Here is a 22,350-nt window from a genome sequence, read left to right on the forward strand (position 1 = left end):
TCGTCCCGGGTCGATCGCCGCCGCCGGCCCCCGCGCCGACGGGCATCGATCGGCCCCTCATTCCCCGAAGGAGATTCCCATGACCCCGACCGCCAAGGCCGCCCCCGGCGCCAAGTTGCTGAACCCGAAGGACCACACGCTGGTCCTGATCGACTTCCAATCGCAGATGGCCTTCGCCACGCATTCGATCTCCGCCAACGAGCTGCGCACCAACGCGTCGCTGGTGGCGCAGGCGGCGGCCGGTTTCGGCGTGTCGACGATCCTGACCACGGTCGCCGAGAAGAGCTTCTCCGGCCCGATGTTCGAAGAGATCACCGCGCCCTTCCCCGGCCAGAAGCTGCTGGACCGCACCTCGATGAACACCTGGGAGGACGCGGCGGTGATCGAGGAGATCAACCGCATCGGCAAGCCGCGCATCGTGCTGGCCGGCCTGTGGACCAGCGTGTGCATCGTGGGTCCGGCGCTGTCGGCGATCGACCAGGGCTTCGAGGTCTACGTGATCACCGACGCCTGCGGCGACGTCTCGGCCGAGGCGCATGAGCGCGCGGTCGAACGCATGGTGCAGGCCGGCGCGCAGCCGATGACGTCGCTGCAGTACCTGCTGGAGCTGCAGCGCGACTGGGCGCGCGGCGAGACCTACGACCTGACCACCGGCATCGCGCGCAAGGTCGGCGGCTCGTACGGCATCGGCATCAACTACGCCAAGACGATGTTCAACGCCCACGAGGGCTGATGGCCCTCGTTCCCGCGGAAAGGCGGCCCTCATGAATGCATATGTTTTGTCGGCCGCCGTGGGGCTGCTCGTCGGGGTGATCTACGGCGTGCTCAACGTGCGATCGCCGGCGCCGCCGGTGATCGCGCTGGTGGGCCTGCTGGGCATCCTCGCCGGCGAGCAGATCCCGCCGCTGGTGCGGCAATGGCTGCAGCGCGACACGCACCAGGCCAGCTGGATCGAGCAGAAGGTGCGCCCGCACATGTTCGGGCAGATGCCCGGGTGCGATCAGGCGAAGGCACAGGCCGGGACCCCGGCCAAGGCGGAGACCCATGATGTCTGAGACAGGATCCACCTCCTCATCGACGGCCGCTTCGGCGGCTTCTTCCGCTGCGGCGGCCTGGCCCGACCTGGTGCTGTTCAACGGCCGCTTCACGACGCTGGACCGCGCGCGGCCGCGCGCCGAGGCGGTCGCGATCAAGGACGGCCGCTTCCAGAGCGTCGGCGCCAACCAGGAGATCCTGGCGCTCGCGGGCCCCGCAACGCGCCGCATCGACCTGAAGGGCCGCGGCGTGCTGCCGGGCCTGATCGACAACCACCTCCACATCATCCGCGGCGGGCTCAACTTCAACATGGAGCTGCGCTGGGACGGCGTGCGCAGCCTGGCCGACGCGATGGCGATGCTCAAGGCGCAGGTCGACATCACGCCCGCGCCGCAGTGGGTGCGCGTGGTGGGCGGCTTCACCGAGCACCAGTTCGCCGAGAAGCGGCTGCCGACGATCGACGAGCTGAACGCCGTCGCGCCGGACACGCCGGTCTTCCTGCTGCACCTCTACGACCGCGCGTTGCTGAACGGCGCCGCGCTGCGGGCCGTCGGCTACACGCGCGAGACGCCCGAGCCTCCGGGCGGCCAGATCCTGCGCGACGCCGCCGGGAATCCCACTGGCCTGCTGCTGGCCAAGCCGAACGCATCGATCCTCTACGCGACGCTGGCCAAGGGGCCGAAGCTGCCGCCCGAATACCAGCTCAACAGCACGCGCCACTTCATGCGCGAGCTCAACCGGCTCGGCGTCACCGGCGCGATCGATGCCGGCGGCGGCTTCCAGAACTATCCCGAGGATTACCAGATCATCCAGAAGCTGTCCGACGCCGGACAGCTGACGATCCGGCTGGCCTACAACCTCTTCACCCAGAAGGCGGGACAGGAGAAGGAGGACTTCCTCCATTGGGCGCAGTCGGTCACCTACAAGCAGGGGGACGACTACTTCCGCCACAACGGCGCGGGCGAGATGCTGGTGTTCTCCGCCGCCGACTTCGAGGACTTCCGCCAGCCGCGGCCGGACATGCCCGACCAGATGGAAGGCGAGCTCGAGGAGGTGGTGCGCATCCTGGTCCAGAACCGCTGGCCGTGGCGCATGCATGCGACCTACGACGAGACGATCTCGCGCGCGCTCGATGTCTTCGAGAAGGTCCATCGCGACACGCCGATCAATGGGCTGAACTGGTTCTTCGACCATGCGGAGACGATCTCGACGCGCTCGATGGATCGGATCGCCGCGATGGGCGGCGGCGTCGCGGTGCAGCACCGCATGGCCTACCAGGGCGAGTACTTCGTCGAGCGCTACGGCGCGCGCGCCGCCGAGGCGACGCCGCCGGTGGCCGAGATGCTGCGCCGGGGCATGAAGGTCTCGGCGGGGACGGACGCGACGCGGGTGGCCTCGTACAACCCGTGGGTGTCGCTGTCGTGGATGGTGACGGGACGCACCGTCGGCGGGCTGCAGATCACGCCGCAGCGCAACTGCCTGGACCGCGAGGCGGCGCTGCGCATGTGGACGGAGAACGTCACCTGGTTCTCGAACGAGCAGGGCAACAAGGGCCAGATCGTGGCGGGCCAGCTCGCCGACCTGGTCGTGCCGGACCGCGACTTCTTCGGCTGCCCGGAATCGGACATCGCGGACACGAGCGCGCTGCTGACGATGGTCGGCGGCAAGGTCGTGTGGGGCGCGGGCGAGTTCGCGGAGCTCGACGACTCGGCACCGCCGCCGGCGATGCCGGACTGGTCGCCGGTGCGGCGCTTCGGCGGCTACGGCGCTTGGGGTTCGGAAGGCAAGCCGCTGCAGGCGGCGATGCAACGCGTCGCCTGCTGCGATACGGCGTGCGGCGTCCACGGGCATGCGCATGCGAACGCGTGGGCGTCGGAAATTCCGGCGTCGGACCTGCGCGGTTTCTGGGGCGCGCTGGGTTGCGCGTGCTGGGCGGTGTGAAGAGCGACGTGCAGGGAGCGCCGTGTAATGGGCGCTTTGATGGGCGCTGTGATGAGCGCTGTGTGATGGGCGACGCGTGATGAAAGCAGTGTGATGAGCGAGTTCCGAACCTTGAAGACCTTGCCCCCCGCGGCGCCGCGGTGGGTCGAGAGGATCCTGCAATGGCCCACCTTCGGGCTCCTGCTTCGGGTGGGGTTGGCCTCGGCCTACCTCATCGGCGGGATCGACAAGGCCATGGACTTCCCCGGCGCGGTCGCGGAGCAGGCGCACTTCGGCCTGCAGCCGGCGGCGCTGTGGGCGGTGCTGGCGATCGCGGTGGAGCTGGTCGGCGCGGTGCTGCTGATCGTCAACCGCCAGGTGTGGCTGGCGGCCGGCGCGCTGGGCGTGTTGACGCTGGTGGCGATGCTCGTCGCCAACAACTTCTGGGACCTGAGCGGTCAGGCGCGCTTCATGGCGAAGAACGCGTTCCTCGAGCACCTCGGCCTGATCTGTGCGCTGGCGATGGCGGCGAGGATCGCCGTGCTCGAGCGCAAGGGGGCGGCATGACCGGCGCGAAGAAGCTGCTGCTGGCAAGCCTCGCGCTGGGCTTCATCGGCGGGTACGTGGACACGGTGGGTTTCGTGGCGTTGTTCGGCCTGTTCACGGCGCATGTGACGGGCAACTTCGTGCTGATCGGCGCGGAGCTGAGCCGCGCGAGCGCCAACAGCGTGCTGCTGAAGCTGCTGGTGTTCCCGACCTTCATCGCGGCGGTGGCGCTTGCGCGGCTGGTGGCACTGCGCTGCGAGCGGACGAAGACGGTGGCGAGCCGGCCGCTGCTGGTGATGCAGACGGTGCTGCTGCTGGTGGCGTTGGTCTGCAGCGTGCCGGCGGGCGCGGTGCTCGCGCCGGATGCGCCGTGGGCGATGGCGACGGGGCTGTTCATGACGGCCGCGATGGCCGTGCAGAACGCGGCGGGCCGGCTGGCATGGCCGGCGCTGACGCCGACGACGGTGATGACCGGCAACGTCACGCAGGTGGTGATCGACAGCGTCGACCTGCTGCGCGGCGCGGCGGGCCCGGAGGTGCGGGACCGGTTGAAGCGGTTCATCTGGCCGGTGCTGGCGTTCGCGGTCGGCGCGCTGTCCGGAGCGTTCGCGTATGCAGGGTGGAAGTTCTGGTCCCTGCTATTACCGCTGGTGATGCTCGTCGGTCTGGTCGTGATGGATGTGAGGACGGATCACAAGGGGTGATCGCGTCAGAATGGGTCATTCCCTTTCGACGAGAACACCATGAGCAGAGACCAGGCCCTCACCCAGGCCGCCCAGCAACTGGGCTACGACTTCGACGGCGAGATCAAGGCCGGCGGCAACTACCAGCCGCTGATCCGCGACGGCAATGTCGTCTACGTGAGCGGCCAGGTGCCGCGCGTGAAGGACACCGTCGTGGTCACGGGCCGCGTCGGAGCCGAGGTGGACCTGGCCCGCGCGCAACTCGCCGCGAAGATCTGCACGATGCGCGCGCTGGTGCTGCTGCAGCGCTCGCTCGGCTCGCTCGACGCGGTGAAGCAGATCCTGCGCCTCAACGTGTTCACGCAGGGTGCCGAGCACTTCACCCAGCTCAGCGAAGTGGCCGACGGCGCGTCGGAGCTGCTGGTGCAGATCCTCGGCCCGGCGGGCACGCATGCGCGGACATCGGTCGGTGTCTACGCGCTGCCGAAGAATGCGAGCGTGGAGCTGGATCTGACGGTCGCCGTCCAGCCCTGACGGGCGGAGGACGACGGGCGCCTCCCACCCGTCGCATCGTCGCGTTGCTGATCGGCATTTGCGGGAGACGCCGCGCCGACGTAGGTTTGTCCCGTGCACGAACGGATGGAAAGTGCACGCCCGTTACAGCCGCCTCGACGACCTGACATCCGTCATCTTCGTTGGCGACGGGCAGGAGGCGTCGGCTCAGTCGCGGTCGGGCGAGCGGGGTTCGCGTCGGCTACCGATAGGCAACGGGCCATGACGATGCGCCTCGTCAAGAACGCGTGAGCCGGATCGCTTCAGTGCGAACGCCTGAGGTCCGTCCAGGGTTTCCACTGCACGAGCCCGCGAAAGGTCATCGCTAGCATGGCCTCGCGACAGGCGCCAAGCGCCGTCGCCGTCCGACACCAGACCACACGCGGACAAGCCCAGGGGAGGGCTCCACCACGACAGGAAAGAAGCGACGCCGCCTTCGCAGGCCGCCGCATGTCCGATCGCGGCGTGAGCACGCTCTCCTGACTGATCCGCGGCCATGTGTCCCGATGGGCCGTCGCTGGGCCACTCAACAAGGGAGCTTCTCTGTCATGAATCGAACTCTGTCCCGACTCGGCGTCATCGCCGCGATGGCCCTCGGCGGACTGACCTCGTTGTCCGCGTTCGCCAGCACCAATGTCTACAGCGGCACGCTGGTCCTGCCCGATGGCCGCAACACACGCTTCGACCAGGCTCAGGCCGGCAGCGTCTACCGGCCGATCGTCGATGCCCAGACCGCGGTGATGTCCAAGATCAAGTCGGCCATCCAGCCCAAGATCAAGGAGGCACTGCAGTCGGTCAATGGCGCCGTCGCCAACAGCGCGGCCTCGACCGTCAGCGGACCGGTCTACCTGCAGTTGAAGAACGGTGTCGCTTCCTTCTGGGGTCTGCAGGCCACCGGATCGGTCCGCGTGCAGCAGTCCAAGCTCGGCGTCACGGTGAGCTGCCAGGTCCAGGCCACGATCAGTTCGTCGACGCGCGTCAACGGCACGATCGACCCGTACACCGGCGTGTTCACCTTCGCCAATGTCGAGAACTTCTCGGTGACGCCGTCGTACACCTGCGACACCAGCCTGGACTGGATCCCGTTCGTCAACATCGTGGTGGATGCCGTCGTCGATCACTACGTCGACCAGGCCATCGCCGACGGCGTCCGCGCGGCCTACAACGCGCTGGGCGAGGTCAGCAAGCTGGCGCCGGTTCAGCTGATGGGGTTGGACACCTTGCCCAACAACCTGTTCGTCGTGAACGGCTCGGACCTGTGGCCGAGCTTCAAGTCGGACCTGGCCAACGCGTTCTGGTCCATCGACCTGACGATGACCATCGGTGATCCGAAGCACTACATCCACGGTCCGACCGGGTATGCGCATACGGCGACCTCGAACGACCCGGTGTTCTCGCTGAACTTCAACGGCTACAACTTCGCGCTGTGGGACAACCGGACCTACATCAACGAGGTCTTCTGCCCCAACACGCCGGTGCAGCCGTACTGCTACTTCTTCTGATGTAGCGAGGGGTGCCTCACGGCGCCCCTGCGGCGCTCCGGCACGCGGCCGACTTTCAGTCCGACCGGTGGAGAACCTCCAGGCAAAAAAATGGCCCGCGGCTTTGAGCGACGGGCCAGATGCCAAAGGAGCCTGCGCTCCATGGCGATCAGAACGGAATATCGTCATCCATGTCGTCGAAGCCGGTCGCGGCCTTCGGCGCGGGGGCCGGGGCGCGAGGGGCTGCGGCGCGGGGAGCCGGCGCGCGCGGCGCGTCGAAGTCGCCGCTGTCGCGACCGCTGCCGCCGCCACCCTGGCCACCGCCTTGACCGCCGCCGCGCTGCTCGCGGCTGTAGCCGCCACCACCGCCACCGCCCATCTCATCGCCGCCGTCACGGCCGCCCAGCAGTTGCATCTGCTCGGCAATGATCTCGGTGGTGTAGTTGTCCTTGCCTTCCTTGTCCTGCCACTTGCGGGTCTTCAGGCGGCCTTCGACGTAGACCGGGCGGCCCTTCTTCAGGTACTCGCCGGCGATCTCGGCCAGGCGGTCGTAGAACACCACACGGTGCCATTCGGTCTCTTCCTGGCGCTCGCCGCCTTCGCGGCTCTTCCAGTTGCGCGTCGTCGCGATGCTCACGTTGCACACCGCGCTGCCGCTCGGCGTGTAGCGCAGTTCGGGATCACGGCCCAGGTTGCCGAGGATGATGACTTTGTTGACCGAGGCCATGGTGGTTGCCTTCGCTTGCGTATGGTTGGGGTGTTCTGAAAAGGATGCTTTTGCGCCGCCAATCGCCCGGAACAGGCGTTTCGGGTTGCATTGAGCTGTTTCGGACCGGTTCGGCTTCCCGAAACGCGGCGCAGGGGTCGGATTATGCCGCCTGCCCTTTCCCAGGACACTTCCAAGCAAACACCAATCCGATGGCATCTCCAAGTCGCTGAACGACCTGGATCGGGAGCCCGCGGCTCAGTCCAGCCGCCGCCTCGACTGCTTGTGCGCGTACATCGCCGCGTCCGCCTGCTGCATCAGTTCGTCGAGGGCCAGCGGCTGCTCTGCGGGCATCGCCGCGTCGCCCACGCTGAAGGCCAACTCGTAGCCCCGCTGCGCGCGCAGATTGAGCGCGCCGACCTGCGTCCGCACCCGCTCCAGCGCCGGGGCCATCTGCTCGGTGGCCGTGCCGCTGAGCAGCGCCACGAACTCATCCCCGCCGGTGCGGGCCACCACGTCCGACGCCCGCAGGCAGAAGCGCAGGATGTCCGCGAAGGACTTCAGCGCCCAGTCGCCCTCCGCGTGGCCGTAGCGATCATTGACGTGCTTGAAGTGGTCGAGGTCGAAGTACAGCATCGTCGCCGGCCACTGCTGGCGTCGGCAGAGCGCCAGCACGTGGCCCGCCTGCGATTCGAAGCCACGCCGGTTCGCGAGACCCGTGAGTTCGTCGACCATCGCCATGTACATCGCCGCGAACTGCTGTTCGACCATGAAGGCCAGATCGCGCAGCGTCGCCTGGTCGTCCGCGTCGAAGCCGCGCGGCACGCGGTCGATCAGGCACAGCGTGCCGAGCCGGTGACCGCTTGGCGCACGCACCGGGCAGCCCGCGTAGAAGCGGATGTGCGGCGGGCCGGTCACCAGCGGGTTGTCGGCGAAGCGCGGATCCGCATGCGCGTCGGGGATCAGCAGGATGTCTTCCGACAGGATGGCGTGGCCGCAGAAGCTGAGGTCGCGCGGTGTTTCGCGCACGTCGAGGCCCTGCGCGGACTTGAACCATTGCCGGTCCGCGTCGATCAAGCTGACCAGCGCGATCGGCACCTGGAACAGCCGTCTGGCCATCCGCGTCAGGCGGTCGAAGCGTTCCTCGGGATCCGTGTCCAGCACCTGCAGCACGCGCAGCGTGGACAGGCGGGCGTTCTCGTCATCGGGCAACGGCGCAGCGATCATGGTCGACGTGTCTGCCTGTGCTGTGGAGGTTCGATGCCGCTCTGCGCCGACCGGGGCCCGGATCTCGGCTCGATCGGGATCGGGTCAACGGCGGACCCGTCGATGTGCGGGACAATCGAGAGCTCCATGAGTTCGTCCAGCCATCATCCCGTCCCGCTCGACATCCTGCAAGAGGTGTTCGGTTACAGCGCCTTTCGCGGCCAGCAGGCCTCGATCGTCGATCACGTGACCGCCGGCGGCGACGCGCTGGTCCTCATGCCCACCGGCGGCGGCAAGTCGCTCTGCTACCAGATCCCCGCGATTGCGCGCCAGCGCGCCGGCCATGGCGTCACCGTGGTCGTCAGTCCGCTGATCGCCCTGATGCACGACCAGGTCGGCGCGCTCGAGGAGGCCGGCGTCGAGGCCGCGTTCCTCAACTCCACGCAGACGTCCGAGGAAACGCAGCGCATCGAGCGCGAGATGCTCGCCGGCCGCATCACGCTGCTGTACGCCGCGCCGGAACGCGTCAACACGCCGCGCTTCATCGCGCAGATGCAGTCGCTGTACGAGCGCGGCCTGCTCAGCCTGTTCGCGATCGACGAGGCGCATTGCGTCAGCCAGTGGGGCCACGACTTCCGCAGCGAGTACCTGTCGCTGAGCCTGCTCCACGAGCGCTTCCCCGACATCCCGCGCATCGCGCTGACGGCCACCGCCGACGACATCACCCGCGCCGACATCATCGATCGGCTGCAGCTCGAAGAGGCACGGGTCTTCGTCGCGTCCTTCGACCGGCCCAACATCCGCTACCTGATCGTCGAGAAGGACAGCCCGCGCGAGCAGCTGCTGCGCTTCATCCAGGACGAGCACGAGGACGCGGCCGGCGTCGTCTACTGCCAGAGCCGCAAGAAGGTCGACGAGACCGCCGACTGGCTGCGGTCCAAGGGCATCAACGCGCTGCCGTACCACGCGGGCATGGAGCAGGACCAGCGCAAGCGCCACCAGGACCGCTTCCTGCGCGAGGACGGCATCGTGATGGTCGCGACCATCGCCTTCGGCATGGGCATCGACAAGCCCGACGTGCGCTTCGTCGCCCACCTGGACCTGCCCAAGAACATCGAGGGCTATTACCAGGAGACCGGCCGCGCCGGTCGCGACGGCGCGCCGGCCGAGGCATGGATGGCCTACGGCCTGGCGGACGTCGTCCAGCAGCGGCGCATGATCGACGAGAGCCCGTCCACCGACGAGTTCAAGCAGGTGCAGCGCGGCAAGCTCGACGCGCTGCTGGCGCTGGCCGAGGCCATCGACTGCCGGCGCGTGCGCCTGCTGGCCTACTTCGGCGAGGACAGCCAGCCCTGCGGCAACTGCGACAACTGCCTGAACCCGCCCGCAACCTGGGATGCGACCGAGGCGGCGCGGATGGCGCTGTCGTGCATCTACCGCTTCCATCAGGTGACGGGATTCAGCTTCGGCTCCGGCCACCTGATCGACGTGCTGCGCGGCAAGGAGACCGACAAGGTCAAGCAGTACCGGCACCACGAGCTGAGCACCTGGAGCGTCGGCGCATCGCTCAGCGAGCAGCAGTGGCGCGCGGTGATCCGCCAGCTGATCGCGCTGGGCTACGCGGTGACGGAGGGCGAATACAACACGCTCTCCCTCGGCGGCGAGGCCAAGGCCGTGCTGCGCGGCGAAGTGCGGATGCTGCTGCGTCAGCCCGCCACGCCGACCAAGCGGAGCAAGTCCAGCCGCACGGGCGCGTCGTCGGCCCGGCGCTCGGAAGCGGAAGCCGATCTGGACGCGGCGGCGCAGGGGCGCTTCGACGCGCTCAAGACCTGGCGCGCCGAGGTGGCACGCGAACACGGGTTGCCGGCCTACGTGATCTTCCAGAATGTCACGCTCGCGGAGCTCGCGCGCGTGCAACCGAAGTCCCTCGACGAGATGTCCGGCATCAGCGGCATCGGCGCGAAGAAGCTCGAGGCCTACGGCGACGCGCTGCTGCGCGTGCTGAGCGAGGACTGAGCGAGGACTGACCCCGCGGCCCCGTCGAGCCCTTCGTCGCGTCATGCGATCGTCATGCGATCGCCCTGATGAAAAGGAAAACGCCCGGCATTGCCGGGCGTTTTCGTTGGCGAGCGCTACAGCTGATCTGCCGCGGTCGCCGCTCTGACAGCGCAACCGCGGGAGCTCAGCAGAGCTGGGTGGTGCAACCGACCTGCGCGGCCGAAGCCAGTTGCCGGCCGTCGGCCGACGTGTCGCGGCGGCCGGTGATGTAGACCGTGGGCAGCTGCGTGCGCTTGGCGGTGATGACCACCGGATCCAGCGTGATGACGGCGGCGCGTTGCTCGCGCTGTTCCTGCACGTGGAGCAGGCTGAATGCGATCGCCAGCGTGGCGCCGATGCCGAAGGCGAAGGCCTTGAAGCTCGCGGCGCCGGTCATGCCGATGCGCGGGCTGCGCGTGGAACGGGTCTTGGAAGTGGTGGTGCTCATGTCGATCTCCTTGAAGGGGTTGCGTGTGTCAGTGAAGTCAGTGTCGTCATTGCGGCCCTGCTTCGCGAGCCACAAGCGACGAATGCGCGCGGCGGCGGAGTGAACTGCGCGGAATCGCGACGAATGGATGAGTGGAAGGCCTCGATCGCCGGGATCGCCCATTCCATCGGTGTTCTGAGCGATCTGGCTTCTTGTGTCCGCGGACACATCGGACACTGCGGACACCCGGAGCGGTCAAAAAAGAAGCCCGCTGGTCAGGCGGGCTTCGAAATGCCGGGGGGAAGCGTGGCGTCTATCGGAGCGCAGGCCGCACGGTCATCCGCGCGGCTTGCTGGCCTCATCGGCCTGAGGTCCCGGCATGGTCTGCTCGGCCCAGTGCAGGGGCAGGGTGTTGGACGGACGCGCGGCCTCGTTCGTGTCCGCCAGCCACAAGGCGATGACGGCGGCACTGGCCACGGCGGCCAAGGCGGTGAGGAAGGTCTTTGCGGCGTCGTTCATGGTGGTCCCCTGCGGTGTCTTTCCTGTCCTGGAAGGTTCAACGAGGTTGGACTGTGCGCCGCCGTCCATGACAAGGCCATCCGGACGCGACGAATTGCCGCAATCGCGCGCCGAAATGCCGGCCAGCCGGCTGAACGGAAGTTAGGGGGGTGGTCTCAGACGCTCGCGGCGAGCGATGCCCCAGCCTGGGGCGGCCAGGCGGCCAGCCGGTCCGCCAGCGCCACGGCGGGCTGCGGCCGGCAGTAGAGATAGCCCTGCTGCTGCCAGCAGCCGAGCGCCAGCAGCGCGTCGCGCTGCGCCTCGGTCTCGACGCCCTCGGCGACGACGTCGATGCTGAGCGCCTCGGCCATGCCCATCATGGCGCGGACCAGCGCCCGGTCGTCGGCGCTGTTGGGCAGGTCGCGGACGAAGGCCCGGTCGATCTTCAGGCGCGCCGGGCGCAGCAGCTTCAGATAGGCGAGCGAGGAATACCCCGTCCCGAAGTCGTCCACCGACAGGCTCAGGCCCAGTTCCGACAGACGCGCCAGCGTCTGCAGGACGGTGTCGGTGTCGGTCAGCAGCGAGCTCTCGGTCAGCTCGATCGCCAGTTCGCCGGGAGCGACGGCGTGGCGGCGCATCGACTCGGCGATGCGCTCGGCCAGCCGGGGTTCCCGGAACTGCAGCGCCGACAGGTTGATCGAGATCGGCCCCGGGTGCCGCCCCGCCGTCTTCCAGCGCGCCAGCTGGGCGCAGGCCTGCTCGATCGTGCTCCAGCCGAGCGCCAGGATCTGCCCCGTCTCTTCCGCCAGCTCGATGAACTGGCCCGGCATGACCAGACCCCGCTGCGGATGCTGCCAGCGCATCAGCGCCTCCAGCCCCGACCACTCGCCGGTGCGGGCGTCCACGACGGCCTGGTAATGGAGCAGCAGCTCGTCGCGTTCGAGCGCCAGCTTCAGCTCGCGCTCGAGTTCCATCCGCTCCACCGCCGCCGCGTCCATGTCCTGCTGGAAGAAGCTGTAGCGCGACCGCCCCATCTGCTTGGCGCGGTACATGGCCAGGTCGGCGTGCCGGACGAGCGTATCGAAGTCCTCGCCGTCGCGCGGGAACAGCGCGATGCCGACGCTGGCCGACACACTCGCCACGCCGCCTTCGAGCTGCAGCGGCGCGTTCAGCGCCTCGATCAGCCGCTGCGCCGCGTGCCCGACGTGCTCGCTCGAATCGCGCATCAGCAGCAGGAACTCGTCGCCGCTGACGCGGCAGGCCAGGTCCGATTCACGCACCGCCTGGCGCAGACGCTCGCTGGCCTGCAGCAGCATGCGATCGCCGGCCGCGTGGCCGAGCGAGTCGTTGATCGCCTTGAAGCGGTCCAGGTCGACGAACAGCAGCGCCAGATGCGTCTGCTCGCGGCGCGCCACGGCGGCCTCGTGCAGGAATACCTCGCGGAACAGCGTCCGGTTGGGCAGTCCGGTCAGGTGGTCGTACATCGCCAGCTGATGCAGCTGCGCGTTCTTGCTTTCCATGTCCGCCAGCAGGCCGGCGATCTGCTGGCCCATCTGATCCAGGTGGACGCCCAGCTGGCCCAGCTCGTCCTTGCGGTTCCAGCGCAGGCGCGGGACCGGCTGGCGTTCGGCGATCGCGCTGGCCAGCTGCTTCAGGCGGTCGATCGGTCGCACCAGACGCAGATAGAAGACCAGCAGCACGATGACGACACCCGCCGCCACCTGGAACGCCACGATCAGCGCCGTCTGCTGACGGCCTTCTTCCAGCATGCGCTCCTGCGCGGCGTCGTCGAACTGCACACGCAGGCTGCCCAGCACCTGCGCGTCGCGCTGGATGGTCGCCGCCAGGGTGACCGTCGGCCAGCCGGGGCTGCACTTGGTGCGGACGACATCGCGGGTGTCGGCGCGTTCCTCGCTGAGCTCGACCGCGCAGACGTTCACGTCCGACAGCAGCTGATCCAGCGCCCGCTGCACCGCCGGACTGTCCACCGTCCACAGCGGCTCGGCCAGGCCGTTCGCGGCGAGCGTCAGCACGGCCGCGCGCTGGCCTTCCAGCACCGGCTCCAGGCTGCGCCGAATGAAGGCATCGCTGAACGCCACCAGCGCCAGCGCCGGCACGGCGATTCCGATCACCACCGCAAGCAGGATCACGCTGCGCAGCGACAGCGACGGCGCTTTGAGCTTCATCAAGGAGGGTGGGGCAGGAGGGGGATGGCTGATTCTGCACGTCCGAAATGTGGGAGCCCCCCCGCAAAGACGGGGTCGCCGGGAAGGATTTAGGCATTCCTCCCGCTGCCACGCGGTGTCAGCAGGGCCCGGCGCGGAACCAGCCCTGGCCCTATCATGGCGAGTTCGACTCCAGCTGTCTCCCGGCCCCCATGTCCACGAAAGTCCCGCCCGCCGTCCCCGCCCCGTCCGAGCCGAGCGCCGAGCCGAAGGCGGGCGCAGAGCTGCAGTCGGGCGCCGGCCGATACCTGGGACAGGCGCTGCGACCGGTCGGCGAGACGCCGATGATCCGCGTCCGGGGCGCCCGCACCCACAACCTCAAGAACATCGACGTCGACCTGCCGCGCAACCAGCTGGTCGTCATCACCGGCCTGTCCGGCTCGGGCAAGTCCTCGCTGGCCTTCGACACGCTGTACGCCGAGGGACAGCGCCGCTACGTCGAGAGCCTGTCGGCATACGCGCGGCAGTTCCTGCAGCTGATGGACAAGCCCGATGTCGACGTCATCGAGGGCCTGTCGCCGGCCATCTCGATCGAGCAGAAGGCCACCAGCCACAACCCGCGCTCCACCGTGGGCACGGTCACCGAGATCCACGACTACCTGCGCCTGCTCTATGCGCGCGCCGGCACGCCGTTCTGCCCCGACCATCACCTGCCGCTGGAGGCGTCGAGCGTCGGCCAGATGGTCGACGCGGTGCTGGCGATGCCGGACGAGTCGCGCCTGATGGTGCTGGCACCGGTCGTGCGCGATCGCAAGGGCGAGTTCGTCGAGCTGTTCCAGGACCTGCAGGCGCAGGGCTACGTCCGCTTCCGCGTCGACGGCCAGACCGTCGAGGTGACCGAGCTGCCCGCGCTGAAGAAGGCCGAGAAGCACGACATCGACGTCGTCGTCGACCGCATCAAGCTGCGCCACGACAGCGCCGACACGCTGCGCCAGCGCCTGGCCGAGAGCTTCGAGGCCGCGCTGCGCCTGGCCGACGGCCGCGCGCTGGTGCTGAACATGGACAGCGGCACGGAGGCGATCTACTCCAGCAAGTTCGCGTGCCCGATCTGCAGCTACTCGCTGCCGGAACTCGAGCCGCGGCTGTTCTCGTTCAACTCCCCGGTGGGCGCCTGCCCGTCCTGCGAGGGCCTCGGCCAGGTCACGGTCTTCGATCCGGAGCGCGTCGTCGCCTTCCCCACCCTGAGCCTGGCCAGCGGCGCGGTGAAGGGCTGGGACCGGCGCAATGCCTACACCTTCTCGATGCTGGAGACGGTCGCCAAGCACTACGGCTTCGACATCGAGCTGCCTTTCGAGGAGCTGCCCGAGCAGGCGCGCCAGGTCTTGCTGCAGGGCTCCGGCGAGGACGAGATCAGCTTCACCTACGAGGCCGAGGGTGCGAACGGGAAAAAGCGCAGCGTCAAGCGCGCCCACCCGTTCGAAGGCATCCTGCCCAACCTCACGCGGCGTTATCGCGAGACCGACTCGGCCGCCGTGCGCGAGGAGCTCGCGCGCTACCAGAGCGCCAAGCCCTGCCCGCAGTGCGACGGCTCGCGGCTGCGCCGCGAAGCCCGCAACGTGCTGCTGCAACCGGCCGAAGCCGCCGAGGGCGAACGCGGCAAGCCGATCTATGAGGTCGAGCACGCGACGCTGCGCGAGGCGCTGCACTACTTCGAGGGGCTGAAGCTCAAGGGCGCCAAGGCCGAGATCGCCGACAAGGTGATCCGCGAGATCGCCTCGCGGCTGCACTTCCTCAACGACGTCGGCCTCAACTACCTGAGCCTGGACCGGAGCGCCGACACGCTGTCGGGCGGCGAGGCGCAGCGGATCCGGCTCGCGTCGCAGATCGGCTCGGGCCTGACGGGCGTGATGTACGTGCTGGACGAGCCCAGCATCGGCCTGCACCAGCGCGACAACGACCGCCTGATCGCCACGCTGCGGCGACTGCGCGACCTGGGCAACTCGGTGCTCGTCGTCGAGCACGACGAGGACGCGATCCGCGCGGCGGACCACGTGCTGGACCTCGGTCCGGGCGCGGGCGTCCACGGCGGCCGGATCATGGCGCAGGGCACGCCCGAGGAAGTCGCGGCGAATCATGAGTCCTCCACGGGTCGCTACCTGAGCGGTCTCGACCGCATCGAGGTTCCGAAGAAGCGCCATGCGCTGGCGGACAGCCCCGACCCGCGCACGCTGAAGATCGTCAACGCACGCGGCAACAACCTCAAGGGCGTGACCGCGGAGTTCCCGGTCGGCCTGCTGACCTGCGTGACGGGCGTGTCCGGTTCGGGCAAGAGCACGCTGGTCAACGACACGCTGTACGCGGCGGTCTCGCGCAAGCTCTACCAGAGCCACGCCGAGCCGGCCGAGCACGACGAGATCGAGGGCATGGAGGCCTTCGACAAGGTCATCAACGTCGACCAGTCCCCGATCGGCCGCACGCCGCGTTCGAACCCGGCGACCTACACCGGCCTCTTCACGCCGATCCGCGAGCTGTTCGCCGAGATGCCAACCGCGCGCGAGCGCGGCTACGGCGCGGGCCGCTTCAGCTTCAACGTGGCCGGCGGCCGCTGCGAGGCCTGCCAGGGCGACGGCGTGCTGAAGGTGGAGATGCACTTCCTGCCTGATGTCTACGTCCCGTGCGACACCTGCTTCGGCAAGCGCTACAACCGCGAGACGCTGGAGGTGCTCTACAAGGGCCGGAACATCTCCGAGGTGCTGGGCCTGACGGTGGAGGACGCGCTGCCCTTCTTCAGCGCGGTGCCGACGCTGGCGCGCAAGCTGCAGACGCTGATGGATGTCGGTCTGGGTTACGTGAAGCTGGGGCAGAGTGCGACGACGCTGTCGGGTGGCGAGGCGCAGCGGGTCAAGCTGGCGCTGGAGCTGTCCAAGCGCGACACCGGCCGCACGCTCTACATCCTGGACGAGCCGACGACCGGCCTGCACTTCGCGGACATTGCGCTGCTGCTGAAGGTCGTGCACCAACTGCGCGACGCGGGCAACACCATCGTGATCATTGAGCACAACCTCGACGTCATCAAGACGGCCGACTGGCTGATCGACATGGGTCCCGAAGGAGGATCGGGCGGCGGCCGCCTGCTCGTCGCAGGAACGCCCGAGGACGTTGCCGCCTGCGAGGCCAGCCACACGGGTCGTTATCTGAAGCCGCTCCTCGCCCGCGGCTGATCAACCCCCCGCACCTCGCTCCTCGCCCCACTCGATCGTTCGGATCGAGACGACCTCAGCCCCTCTTCGGAACTTAAGGAGGGAATTCACTTGCCGGTAGGCAAGTGAAGGAGGGAGATGGAGAAGAGGGGCTGAGGTCGGCTTGATCGCGCGCCAAAGGGTGCAGTCAAGCAACCGTCTTGCGCCTCACCGCGAACGCCAGCGCGCCCAGTCCCAACGCGAAGAGCAGCCACGTCTGCGGCTCCGGCACACCGGGCACCACAGGCAGCGTGCCGCCGTTGCCACCGCTGTTCTGCGGGATCTGCGGCAGCGTGATGATGCCGGGGCTGCCACCCGCAGGGGGCGCTGCGCCGCCGCTCAGTCCGCCGCTGCTGCTGCCGGGCGTGGTGGGCGCGAGCAGGCTGGTATCGGACGTCGCCGTCGGCGGCAGCGCTGCTGTCCGCGAGAAGCTGCCCGGATCGCCCGCGCCTTCGGCGGCACCGGCCGCCGGCGGTTCGAACATGAGCGGATCTTCCTCGTTCTTCGCCGTCTGCGCGCCGCCCGCGGCGGGCTTGAGCTTGCCGCGCGAGATGCGGCTCACATTGCGGCAGACCGTCGGCACCAGGATGCACTGACCGTCCTCGCAATACACGAGGCCGCGTTCCAGCGTCTGCTCGGTCCACTTGCCGCGCGTGACGGTCTTGCAGACCGATCCGGCGCCGAAGTGCATGTCGCGGATCTCGGCGCCGTAGTCGTAGCGGCCGACGATGCTGTCGCGATGGATGTCGACGATCTCGTCGTACTGACGCGCCGCCATGCGGGTCTTCAGCTTGGCGCGCGTGGCCGCCGGGATGTCCTTGTACCGGTCCACGGCCGCGACGAGATCCCCCATGAACGGGTTCACGCCGGGTCGATCCCAGGAACAGTTCGGCAGCGTCACCGTGGACGCGGCCAACGCGAATGCGGCCACCAACGACATGACTGATCTCTTTATTCGGCGGCCGCCTCCGTGAGAACACCTCGTCGGGGTCAGGCCTTGCCGGCAGTCTTTCCTGTATCCATCCGTGCGCTTGAATCACGGGATGTGACAGGAATTGGTCGGGAGTGTAGGGAGCGAAACCCCGTCGCTACGGGCCGTCCCCCTCAGCCGGGGGTGTGGTCGCGCGTGGTTTTTGTCACACTGCTCTCGCAGTTCGCACACCCAGGGTAAAAGCACCGGCGGCATGGACAACGCTGCCCTCTCGGAGATTCGCTGTTATCGTGCCGTGTCCCCTGCCAGCCACCGCCATGTCGTCCCCCACCGCCGCCCGTCACGTCCTCTACGTCGAGGACGACCGCATCAACATCGTGCTGATGGAAGAGGTGTTCCGTCTGATGCCCGGCTGGACCCTGGACATCGCCGAGACCGGCGCGCAGGCGATGGACGCGCTGTCGCGCGTCACGCCCTCGCTGGTGCTGATGGACATGAACCTGCCCGACATGAACGGCCTGGAGTTGATGGCCCTGGTCCGGGCCCAGCCGCAACTCACTCAGCTGCGCTGCATCGCGCTCTCCGCCGATGTGATGGACGACCAACGCCAGCGTGCGCGTGCCGCGGGCTTCCAGGATTACTGGCTCAAGCCGATCGACGTGCGCCAGTTGCGCGCGGCCCTTGAACGGCTCTGAGCCTCGCTGAGCCGCGCTGAGCGCGGCCGACCGGCGGACGTAAAAAAGCCCGCGCGAGGCGGGCCTTGTCCGGAATGCGGCGGGGTCTCGCGACCCCTCCGCTCAATCCTTCAGGTGGCTGTTGATCAGTCGGGTCATCTCGAACATGTCGGCCTTGGCCTTGCCGAAGATTTCCTTCAGCTTGGCATCGGCGTTGATGACGCGCTTCTGCGCAGCGTCCTGCAGGTTGTGCTTCTTGATGTATTCCCAGACCTTCTTCACCACGTCGGTTCGCGGCAGCGGCTTGTCGCCGACGATCGCGGCCAGCGCGGGGCTGGGGGTCAGGGCCTTCATGAAGGCGGCGTTGGGGGTGCGCTTCTTCGCGGGAGCAGCAGCCTTCTTCGCAGGGGCTGCCGCCTTCGTCGCGGGCGCGGCCTTCTTCGCCGGAGCCGCCTTCTTCGCGGGAGCGGCGGCCTTCTTCGCCGGAGCCGCCTTCTTGGCCGGTGCCGCCTTCTTGGCGGGCGCAGCCTTCTTCGCAGTTGCCATTTCGATTCTCTCCATCAAGGGTTGTTGATGTGCCGGGCCCTGGTGAAGGTCTGACGCCTTCGGTACTCGATGGCACCCTGCGCGGGCAATGGTACTGCGCACCTCTGTCATTGAGAAGGCTTTACCGGGGGGAAACGGCCTCGAAGTCAACGTCGCGGCCTGTGTTTGTCGCAGCCGCGCATCAATCTCCGCGTGTCCTACGCGCGCCGCACGTCTTCACCTACGGGGTTCCCCGTGGTCATCGCGCCGCGCGCGCATCGGCGTCCGCATCCAGGTCGGCGCGCTCAGTAGACGTCGCGACGGTAGCGGCCATCGCGGATGAGGGCGTCGACATCGGCCTCGCCGAGCGTCTCGCGCAACACCGCGTCGACCGCGCCGGCCATGCCTTGCAGGCTGCCGCAGACATAGAACGCGGCGCCGTCGGCGACCCATTCAAGCAGCTGCTGCGCGTGCCGCGCGAGCAGATGCTGCACATGCACGCGCTCGGTCTGGTCGCGCGAGAAGGCCCAGTCCGCCTGCGCGATCAGGCCGTCGCGCTGCCAGGCCTCGATCTCATCGCGGTAGTGCGCGTCGTGCGCCGACTGGCGTTCACCGAAGAGCAGCCAGACCGGTGCGTGCGCCTTCTCGTGATCGGCCGGGCCGCCGGCGGCGTTCGTCGTGTCCATGCGGGTCGTTGCCCGCGCCTTCAAGTGCGCGCGCAGTCCCGCCAGTCCGGTGCCGTTGCCGACGAGGATCAACTTGCGATCGGCGTTCGCACCGATGCGGAAGCTCGCGTGCGAGCGCAGGCGCATCGCCACGGTGCCTTCGAGCGGCAGCCCTCCGGTCAGCCACCCCGACGCGAGTCCGGGCGTGCCGTCCTCGCGCGCGGTGCGTCGGACCATCAGCTCGACGCGCCCGTCCGAGGGGAGCGAGGAGATCGTGTACTCGCGCGGCCGCTGCGCGTCGTGATCGGCGTCGTCGGCGCCATCGGCCACGACGCTCACCTGCACCAGATCGCCCGCCTCCCAGCCCGGCAGCGGCGAGCCGTCCGCCGGTGTCAGTTCCAGATGGAACACCGGGCCGCCCTGGCTGCCCGGATTCAGATGTCGCCGCGCGCGCAGACGCCACGGCGTGAAGACCGGCATCTCCCATTCGGCGAGATCGGCGGTGCCGGCGAAGTGACTGAGCCGTTGGCGCCATGAGGCGAGCGCATGCTCGTCGGCGCGATCGGCCTCGATGCGATCGAACATCGGACGCGCGCCGCGCTCGTGCAACCAGGCATCGAGCGCGCGGCCGAAGCCGCAAAAGTGCGTGTAGGTCGAGTCGCCCAACGCCAGCACGCCGACTTCCAGCGAGGACAGATCCAGGCCGCTCCCCTCCGCCGCCATCAGGTCGCGCGCGAATGGCGACGCGCTGTCCGGCGCGTCGCCTTCGCCGTAGGTGCTGGCGATGAACAGCGCATGTCGCGCGCCGCGCAAGGCCTCCTGATCGATCTCGCCGAGCGCGACCACGCGCACCGGCATGCCAGCCAGGTGCAGCGCCTTGGCGGTCTGCCAGGCGATCTCCTCGGCCTGACCGGTCTGGCTCGCGTGCAGCACCAGCACCGGCGGTCCCGCGTCGGCGGCGGGCAGCAGCGCGGCGGCGGCGGCGGCGGCCTGGCGCAGTCGGCGGCGATGACGCCACCAGACCGCGGCGCACATCAGCAGATAGAGCGCGATCAGCAGCAGCGCCACCGCGGGTCGGGACAGGATCGGAGCCATCAGAGCATCAGCGCGCGCATCGCGGTGGAGAAGCGCTCCTCGAAGCCGCCGCCTTCAGCCGACGCGCGACGCCGCACCAGCAGCGCAGCCAGTCCGAGTCGCTCCGCCAAGGCGAGGCCTTCATCCGGCCCGAGCACCATCAGCGCCGTCGACCAGCCGTCGGCCCACATCGCGCTGTCGTGCAGGACCGTGACCGATGCCAGGCCGTGCTCGATCGGCCGCCGGGTGCGCGGATCGATGGTGTGGGAACGTCGCGGTCCGCCGGCCTCCTCGAAGAACTTCCGGTAGTCGCCGGACGTTGCGACCGACAGTCCGTGCAGCGCGATGCGCACCGGCGCCAGGCCGCAATCGGCGGATGGCGGCTCCAGGTCGACCCACCAGGGCTGCCCCTCGGGCTTGAGCCCGGCCCCGCGGAGTTCACCGCCGATCTCGACGAGGTGGTCCGGCATGCCGAGTGCCGTCAGGACTGCGGACACGCGGTCGACCGCGAAGCCTTTGGCGATCGCCGACAGGTCCAGCGTCGCCTCGCCCGGTTGGATGAGCACGTGCCGCGTGCCGTCCCATGGCAGCGATTGCCAGCCGCAATGGACGCGTTCGCAGGCCTCGGGCGTCGGCGCATGGAAGTCGGGCGCCTCGTGGCGCGGCGCGCGCGCGGTCTCGCCCGAGGGGCCGAAGCCCCACAGCGCGACGAGCGCGCCGGCGGTCGGGTCATAGGCGCCGTCGCTCTCGGCCGCGATGCGCAGCGCCGCGTCGACGACGGTGGCGAAACCGTCGGGCAAGGGGAACGCCGTGCCCGCCGCGGCGCCATTGAAACGGCAGAGGTCCGAGTTCGCGTCCCAACTGCTCATCTGCGCGATGACCTCGTCGCAGGCGTGGACGACCGCCGCCTCGATCGCGGCGAGGCGAAGTCCCGACGGACCGATGAATCGCGCGGACCAGGTCGTCCCCATCGTCTCGCCGGCGAGCGCATGCACGGCCTGGCCGAGCGCCGGCGGCTCGCCGTCGATGCGCAGCGGGACGAGAACGCGCGGCTCCGGCGCGATGCCCGCGCCGCGCGTCGCCATCGTCCCGCTGGTCACGCTCACTTCGGCAACACCTCGAAGGTGGCGCTCACGCTGGCGCGCTGCACTGGCGCTTCGCGCGTGCCGGTGGCCGCGTTCGGGCCGCGCGCGGGACCGGTGCTCGCGCCGATGAAGTAGCGGCCCGGCTCCGTCCATTCGACGGTGAATTCGCCCTTCGCGTCGGACTTGAGTTCGACCTCGCCGAACTTGTAGCGATAGCGGTTGCCTTCGCGGATCAGCTTGAGCTGCACGTCGGCGGCCGGCTTGCCGTCCAGCACCAGACGGAACTTCGTCTTGTCGCCGTGGCTCAGGTCGGTGACCGGGCCCAGCGGCAGCAGCTCCAGGCCGTCGCCCTCGGGCTTGAAGTCGACCTTGCCGGCCTCTTCCTTGCTGACGAAGGTCTGCTGGCGATTGCTCATCACTGTCAGCGCGGTGACCTCGGCATCGGCCGGCACGTCCTTGGCGAAGCTTTCCTTGGTGCCCCGGAAGCGCTTGGTCTCGCCGCCCTGCTTGTACGCGCCCATCAGCGACTGGCTGACGTTGCTGATGCGCCAGGTGCCGTCCTGCGTCAGCTTCACGTCGAAGCTCTCGCGATGGCGGGCGGCGCTGCGGTTCTCGGCCTCGACGGTCTTGCCGTCGGGCGCGGTGACGCGCACGGTCTCCAGCTTGAGCGCGCGCTCGAAGTTGAAGAGGTCTTCCGAGACGGCGGCGTCGAACGATGCCACCGGCTCCTTGCCGTCGAAGGCCGCCTTGTTGGGCAGCAGCCAGGTCATGTGCGCGTGCGCGGTCAGCGGGAGCAGCGCGGCGATGGCCAGCGCGACGGGAGCGACGCGTGTCGCCATGCGGGTACCGATCAGCGAAGCGATCGAAGTCTTCATCATGGTGAGTTCCTCCGTGTCTTGTC

Annotated in this window: 20 protein-coding genes; 10 read left to right on the forward strand and 10 right to left on the reverse strand. The window is 68.7% G+C overall.

Annotated features, from left to right (window positions below; all coding sequences use genetic code 11):
* Positions 1–79: 79 nt before the first annotated feature.
* The 7 genes from AC1VNM_RS20930 to AC1VNM_RS20960 all read left to right on the forward strand — a co-directional run bounded on the left by AC1VNM_RS20930 (position 80) and on the right by AC1VNM_RS20960 (position 6,238).
* On the forward strand, positions 80–733 hold the full coding sequence (locus AC1VNM_RS20930; protein WP_377159186.1) for a hydrolase: 654 nt from the start codon (positions 80–82) through the stop codon (positions 731–733).
* Positions 734–764: 31 nt separating this feature from the next.
* Positions 765–1,055 (forward strand): XapX domain-containing protein, encoded by a 291-nt coding sequence (locus tag AC1VNM_RS20935; protein ID WP_377159185.1) that lies wholly within the window; start codon positions 765–767, stop codon positions 1,053–1,055.
* Positions 1,048–2,976: an amidohydrolase gene (locus AC1VNM_RS20940; RefSeq protein WP_483109313.1), complete on the forward strand. Its 1,929-nt coding sequence runs from the start codon at positions 1,048–1,050 to the stop codon at positions 2,974–2,976. The genes AC1VNM_RS20935 and AC1VNM_RS20940 overlap by 8 nt, the downstream gene beginning before the upstream one ends.
* Before the next feature lie 93 nt (positions 2,977–3,069).
* Positions 3,070–3,522: a DoxX family protein gene (locus AC1VNM_RS20945; protein WP_483108174.1), complete on the forward strand. Its 453-nt coding sequence runs from the start codon at positions 3,070–3,072 to the stop codon at positions 3,520–3,522.
* The gene (locus AC1VNM_RS20950) at positions 3,519–4,205 is read left to right on the forward strand and encodes a YoaK family protein (protein ID WP_483108175.1); all 687 of its coding nucleotides are present in this window, start codon (positions 3,519–3,521) and stop codon (positions 4,203–4,205) included. The genes AC1VNM_RS20945 and AC1VNM_RS20950 overlap by 4 nt, the downstream gene beginning before the upstream one ends.
* 39 nt (positions 4,206–4,244) lie before the next feature.
* Positions 4,245–4,718 (forward strand): RidA family protein, encoded by a 474-nt coding sequence (locus AC1VNM_RS20955; RefSeq protein WP_377159182.1) that lies wholly within the window; start codon positions 4,245–4,247, stop codon positions 4,716–4,718.
* A 566-nt stretch (positions 4,719–5,284) separates the two neighbouring features.
* Entirely contained in the window at positions 5,285–6,238 is a 954-nt protein-coding gene (locus tag AC1VNM_RS20960) for a hypothetical protein (protein ID WP_483108176.1), read from the forward strand.
* Between the two features lie 148 nt (positions 6,239–6,386).
* Here the strand turns inward: AC1VNM_RS20960 and AC1VNM_RS20965 are convergent, their stop codons facing one another.
* Positions 6,387–6,944, reverse strand: coding sequence for a single-stranded DNA-binding protein (locus tag AC1VNM_RS20965; protein ID WP_088408626.1), 558 nt, complete (start codon positions 6,942–6,944; stop codon positions 6,387–6,389).
* A 237-nt stretch (positions 6,945–7,181) separates the two neighbouring features.
* Positions 7,182–8,150, reverse strand: a complete 969-nt coding sequence (locus tag AC1VNM_RS20970; RefSeq protein ID WP_483108177.1) for a GGDEF domain-containing protein — start codon at positions 8,148–8,150, stop codon at positions 7,182–7,184.
* A gap of 126 nt (positions 8,151–8,276) precedes the next feature.
* Here AC1VNM_RS20970 and recQ point away from each other — a divergent pair, with 126 nt between their 5' ends.
* Positions 8,277–10,145, forward strand: coding sequence for a DNA helicase RecQ (gene recQ / locus AC1VNM_RS20975; protein ID WP_483108178.1), 1,869 nt, complete (start codon positions 8,277–8,279; stop codon positions 10,143–10,145).
* A gap of 166 nt (positions 10,146–10,311) precedes the next feature.
* Here recQ and AC1VNM_RS20980 read toward each other — a convergent pair whose 3' ends face one another.
* The 3 genes from AC1VNM_RS20980 to AC1VNM_RS20990 form a co-directional block, all read right to left on the reverse strand.
* Positions 10,312–10,614 (reverse strand): hypothetical protein, encoded by a 303-nt coding sequence (locus AC1VNM_RS20980; protein WP_483108179.1) that lies wholly within the window; start codon positions 10,612–10,614, stop codon positions 10,312–10,314.
* A 315-nt stretch (positions 10,615–10,929) separates the two neighbouring features.
* On the reverse strand, positions 10,930–11,112 hold the full coding sequence (locus AC1VNM_RS20985) for a hypothetical protein (protein ID WP_377159177.1): 183 nt from the start codon (positions 11,110–11,112) through the stop codon (positions 10,930–10,932).
* Between the two features lie 155 nt (positions 11,113–11,267).
* Positions 11,268–13,277, reverse strand: a complete 2,010-nt coding sequence (locus AC1VNM_RS20990) for a putative bifunctional diguanylate cyclase/phosphodiesterase (RefSeq protein ID WP_377161688.1) — start codon at positions 13,275–13,277, stop codon at positions 11,268–11,270.
* A gap of 191 nt (positions 13,278–13,468) precedes the next feature.
* Between AC1VNM_RS20990 and uvrA the strand changes: the two genes are divergently transcribed.
* Positions 13,469–16,477, forward strand: coding sequence for an excinuclease ABC subunit UvrA (gene uvrA, locus AC1VNM_RS20995; protein WP_483108180.1), 3,009 nt, complete (start codon positions 13,469–13,471; stop codon positions 16,475–16,477).
* A gap of 166 nt (positions 16,478–16,643) precedes the next feature.
* Here the strand turns inward: uvrA and AC1VNM_RS21000 are convergent, their stop codons facing one another.
* On the reverse strand, positions 16,644–17,435 hold the full coding sequence (locus AC1VNM_RS21000; protein ID WP_483108181.1) for an MHFG family PEP-CTERM protein: 792 nt from the start codon (positions 17,433–17,435) through the stop codon (positions 16,644–16,646).
* A 308-nt stretch (positions 17,436–17,743) separates the two neighbouring features.
* Between AC1VNM_RS21000 and AC1VNM_RS21005 the strand changes: the two genes are divergently transcribed.
* On the forward strand, positions 17,744–18,121 hold the full coding sequence (locus AC1VNM_RS21005) for a response regulator (RefSeq protein WP_377159174.1): 378 nt from the start codon (positions 17,744–17,746) through the stop codon (positions 18,119–18,121).
* Positions 18,122–18,223: 102 nt separating this feature from the next.
* On the opposite strand, the gene AC1VNM_RS21010 is transcribed toward AC1VNM_RS21005, so the two are convergent.
* The 4 genes from AC1VNM_RS21010 to AC1VNM_RS21025 form a co-directional block, all read right to left on the reverse strand.
* Positions 18,224–18,646, reverse strand: coding sequence for an SWIB/MDM2 domain-containing protein (locus AC1VNM_RS21010; RefSeq protein WP_377159173.1), 423 nt, complete (start codon positions 18,644–18,646; stop codon positions 18,224–18,226).
* A 284-nt stretch (positions 18,647–18,930) separates the two neighbouring features.
* The gene (locus AC1VNM_RS21015) at positions 18,931–20,385 is read right to left on the reverse strand and encodes a sulfite reductase subunit alpha (RefSeq protein WP_483108182.1); all 1,455 of its coding nucleotides are present in this window, start codon (positions 20,383–20,385) and stop codon (positions 18,931–18,933) included.
* Positions 20,385–21,470, reverse strand: coding sequence for an FAD:protein FMN transferase (locus AC1VNM_RS21020; protein ID WP_483108183.1), 1,086 nt, complete (start codon positions 21,468–21,470; stop codon positions 20,385–20,387). The genes AC1VNM_RS21015 and AC1VNM_RS21020 overlap by 1 nt, the downstream gene beginning before the upstream one ends.
* Positions 21,467–22,327, reverse strand: coding sequence for a DUF4198 domain-containing protein (locus AC1VNM_RS21025; RefSeq protein ID WP_483108184.1), 861 nt, complete (start codon positions 22,325–22,327; stop codon positions 21,467–21,469). The genes AC1VNM_RS21020 and AC1VNM_RS21025 overlap by 4 nt, the downstream gene beginning before the upstream one ends.
* Positions 22,328–22,350: the final 23 nt, after the last annotated feature.

The organism is Mitsuaria sp. MSU3D (genome assembly GCF_056867975.1).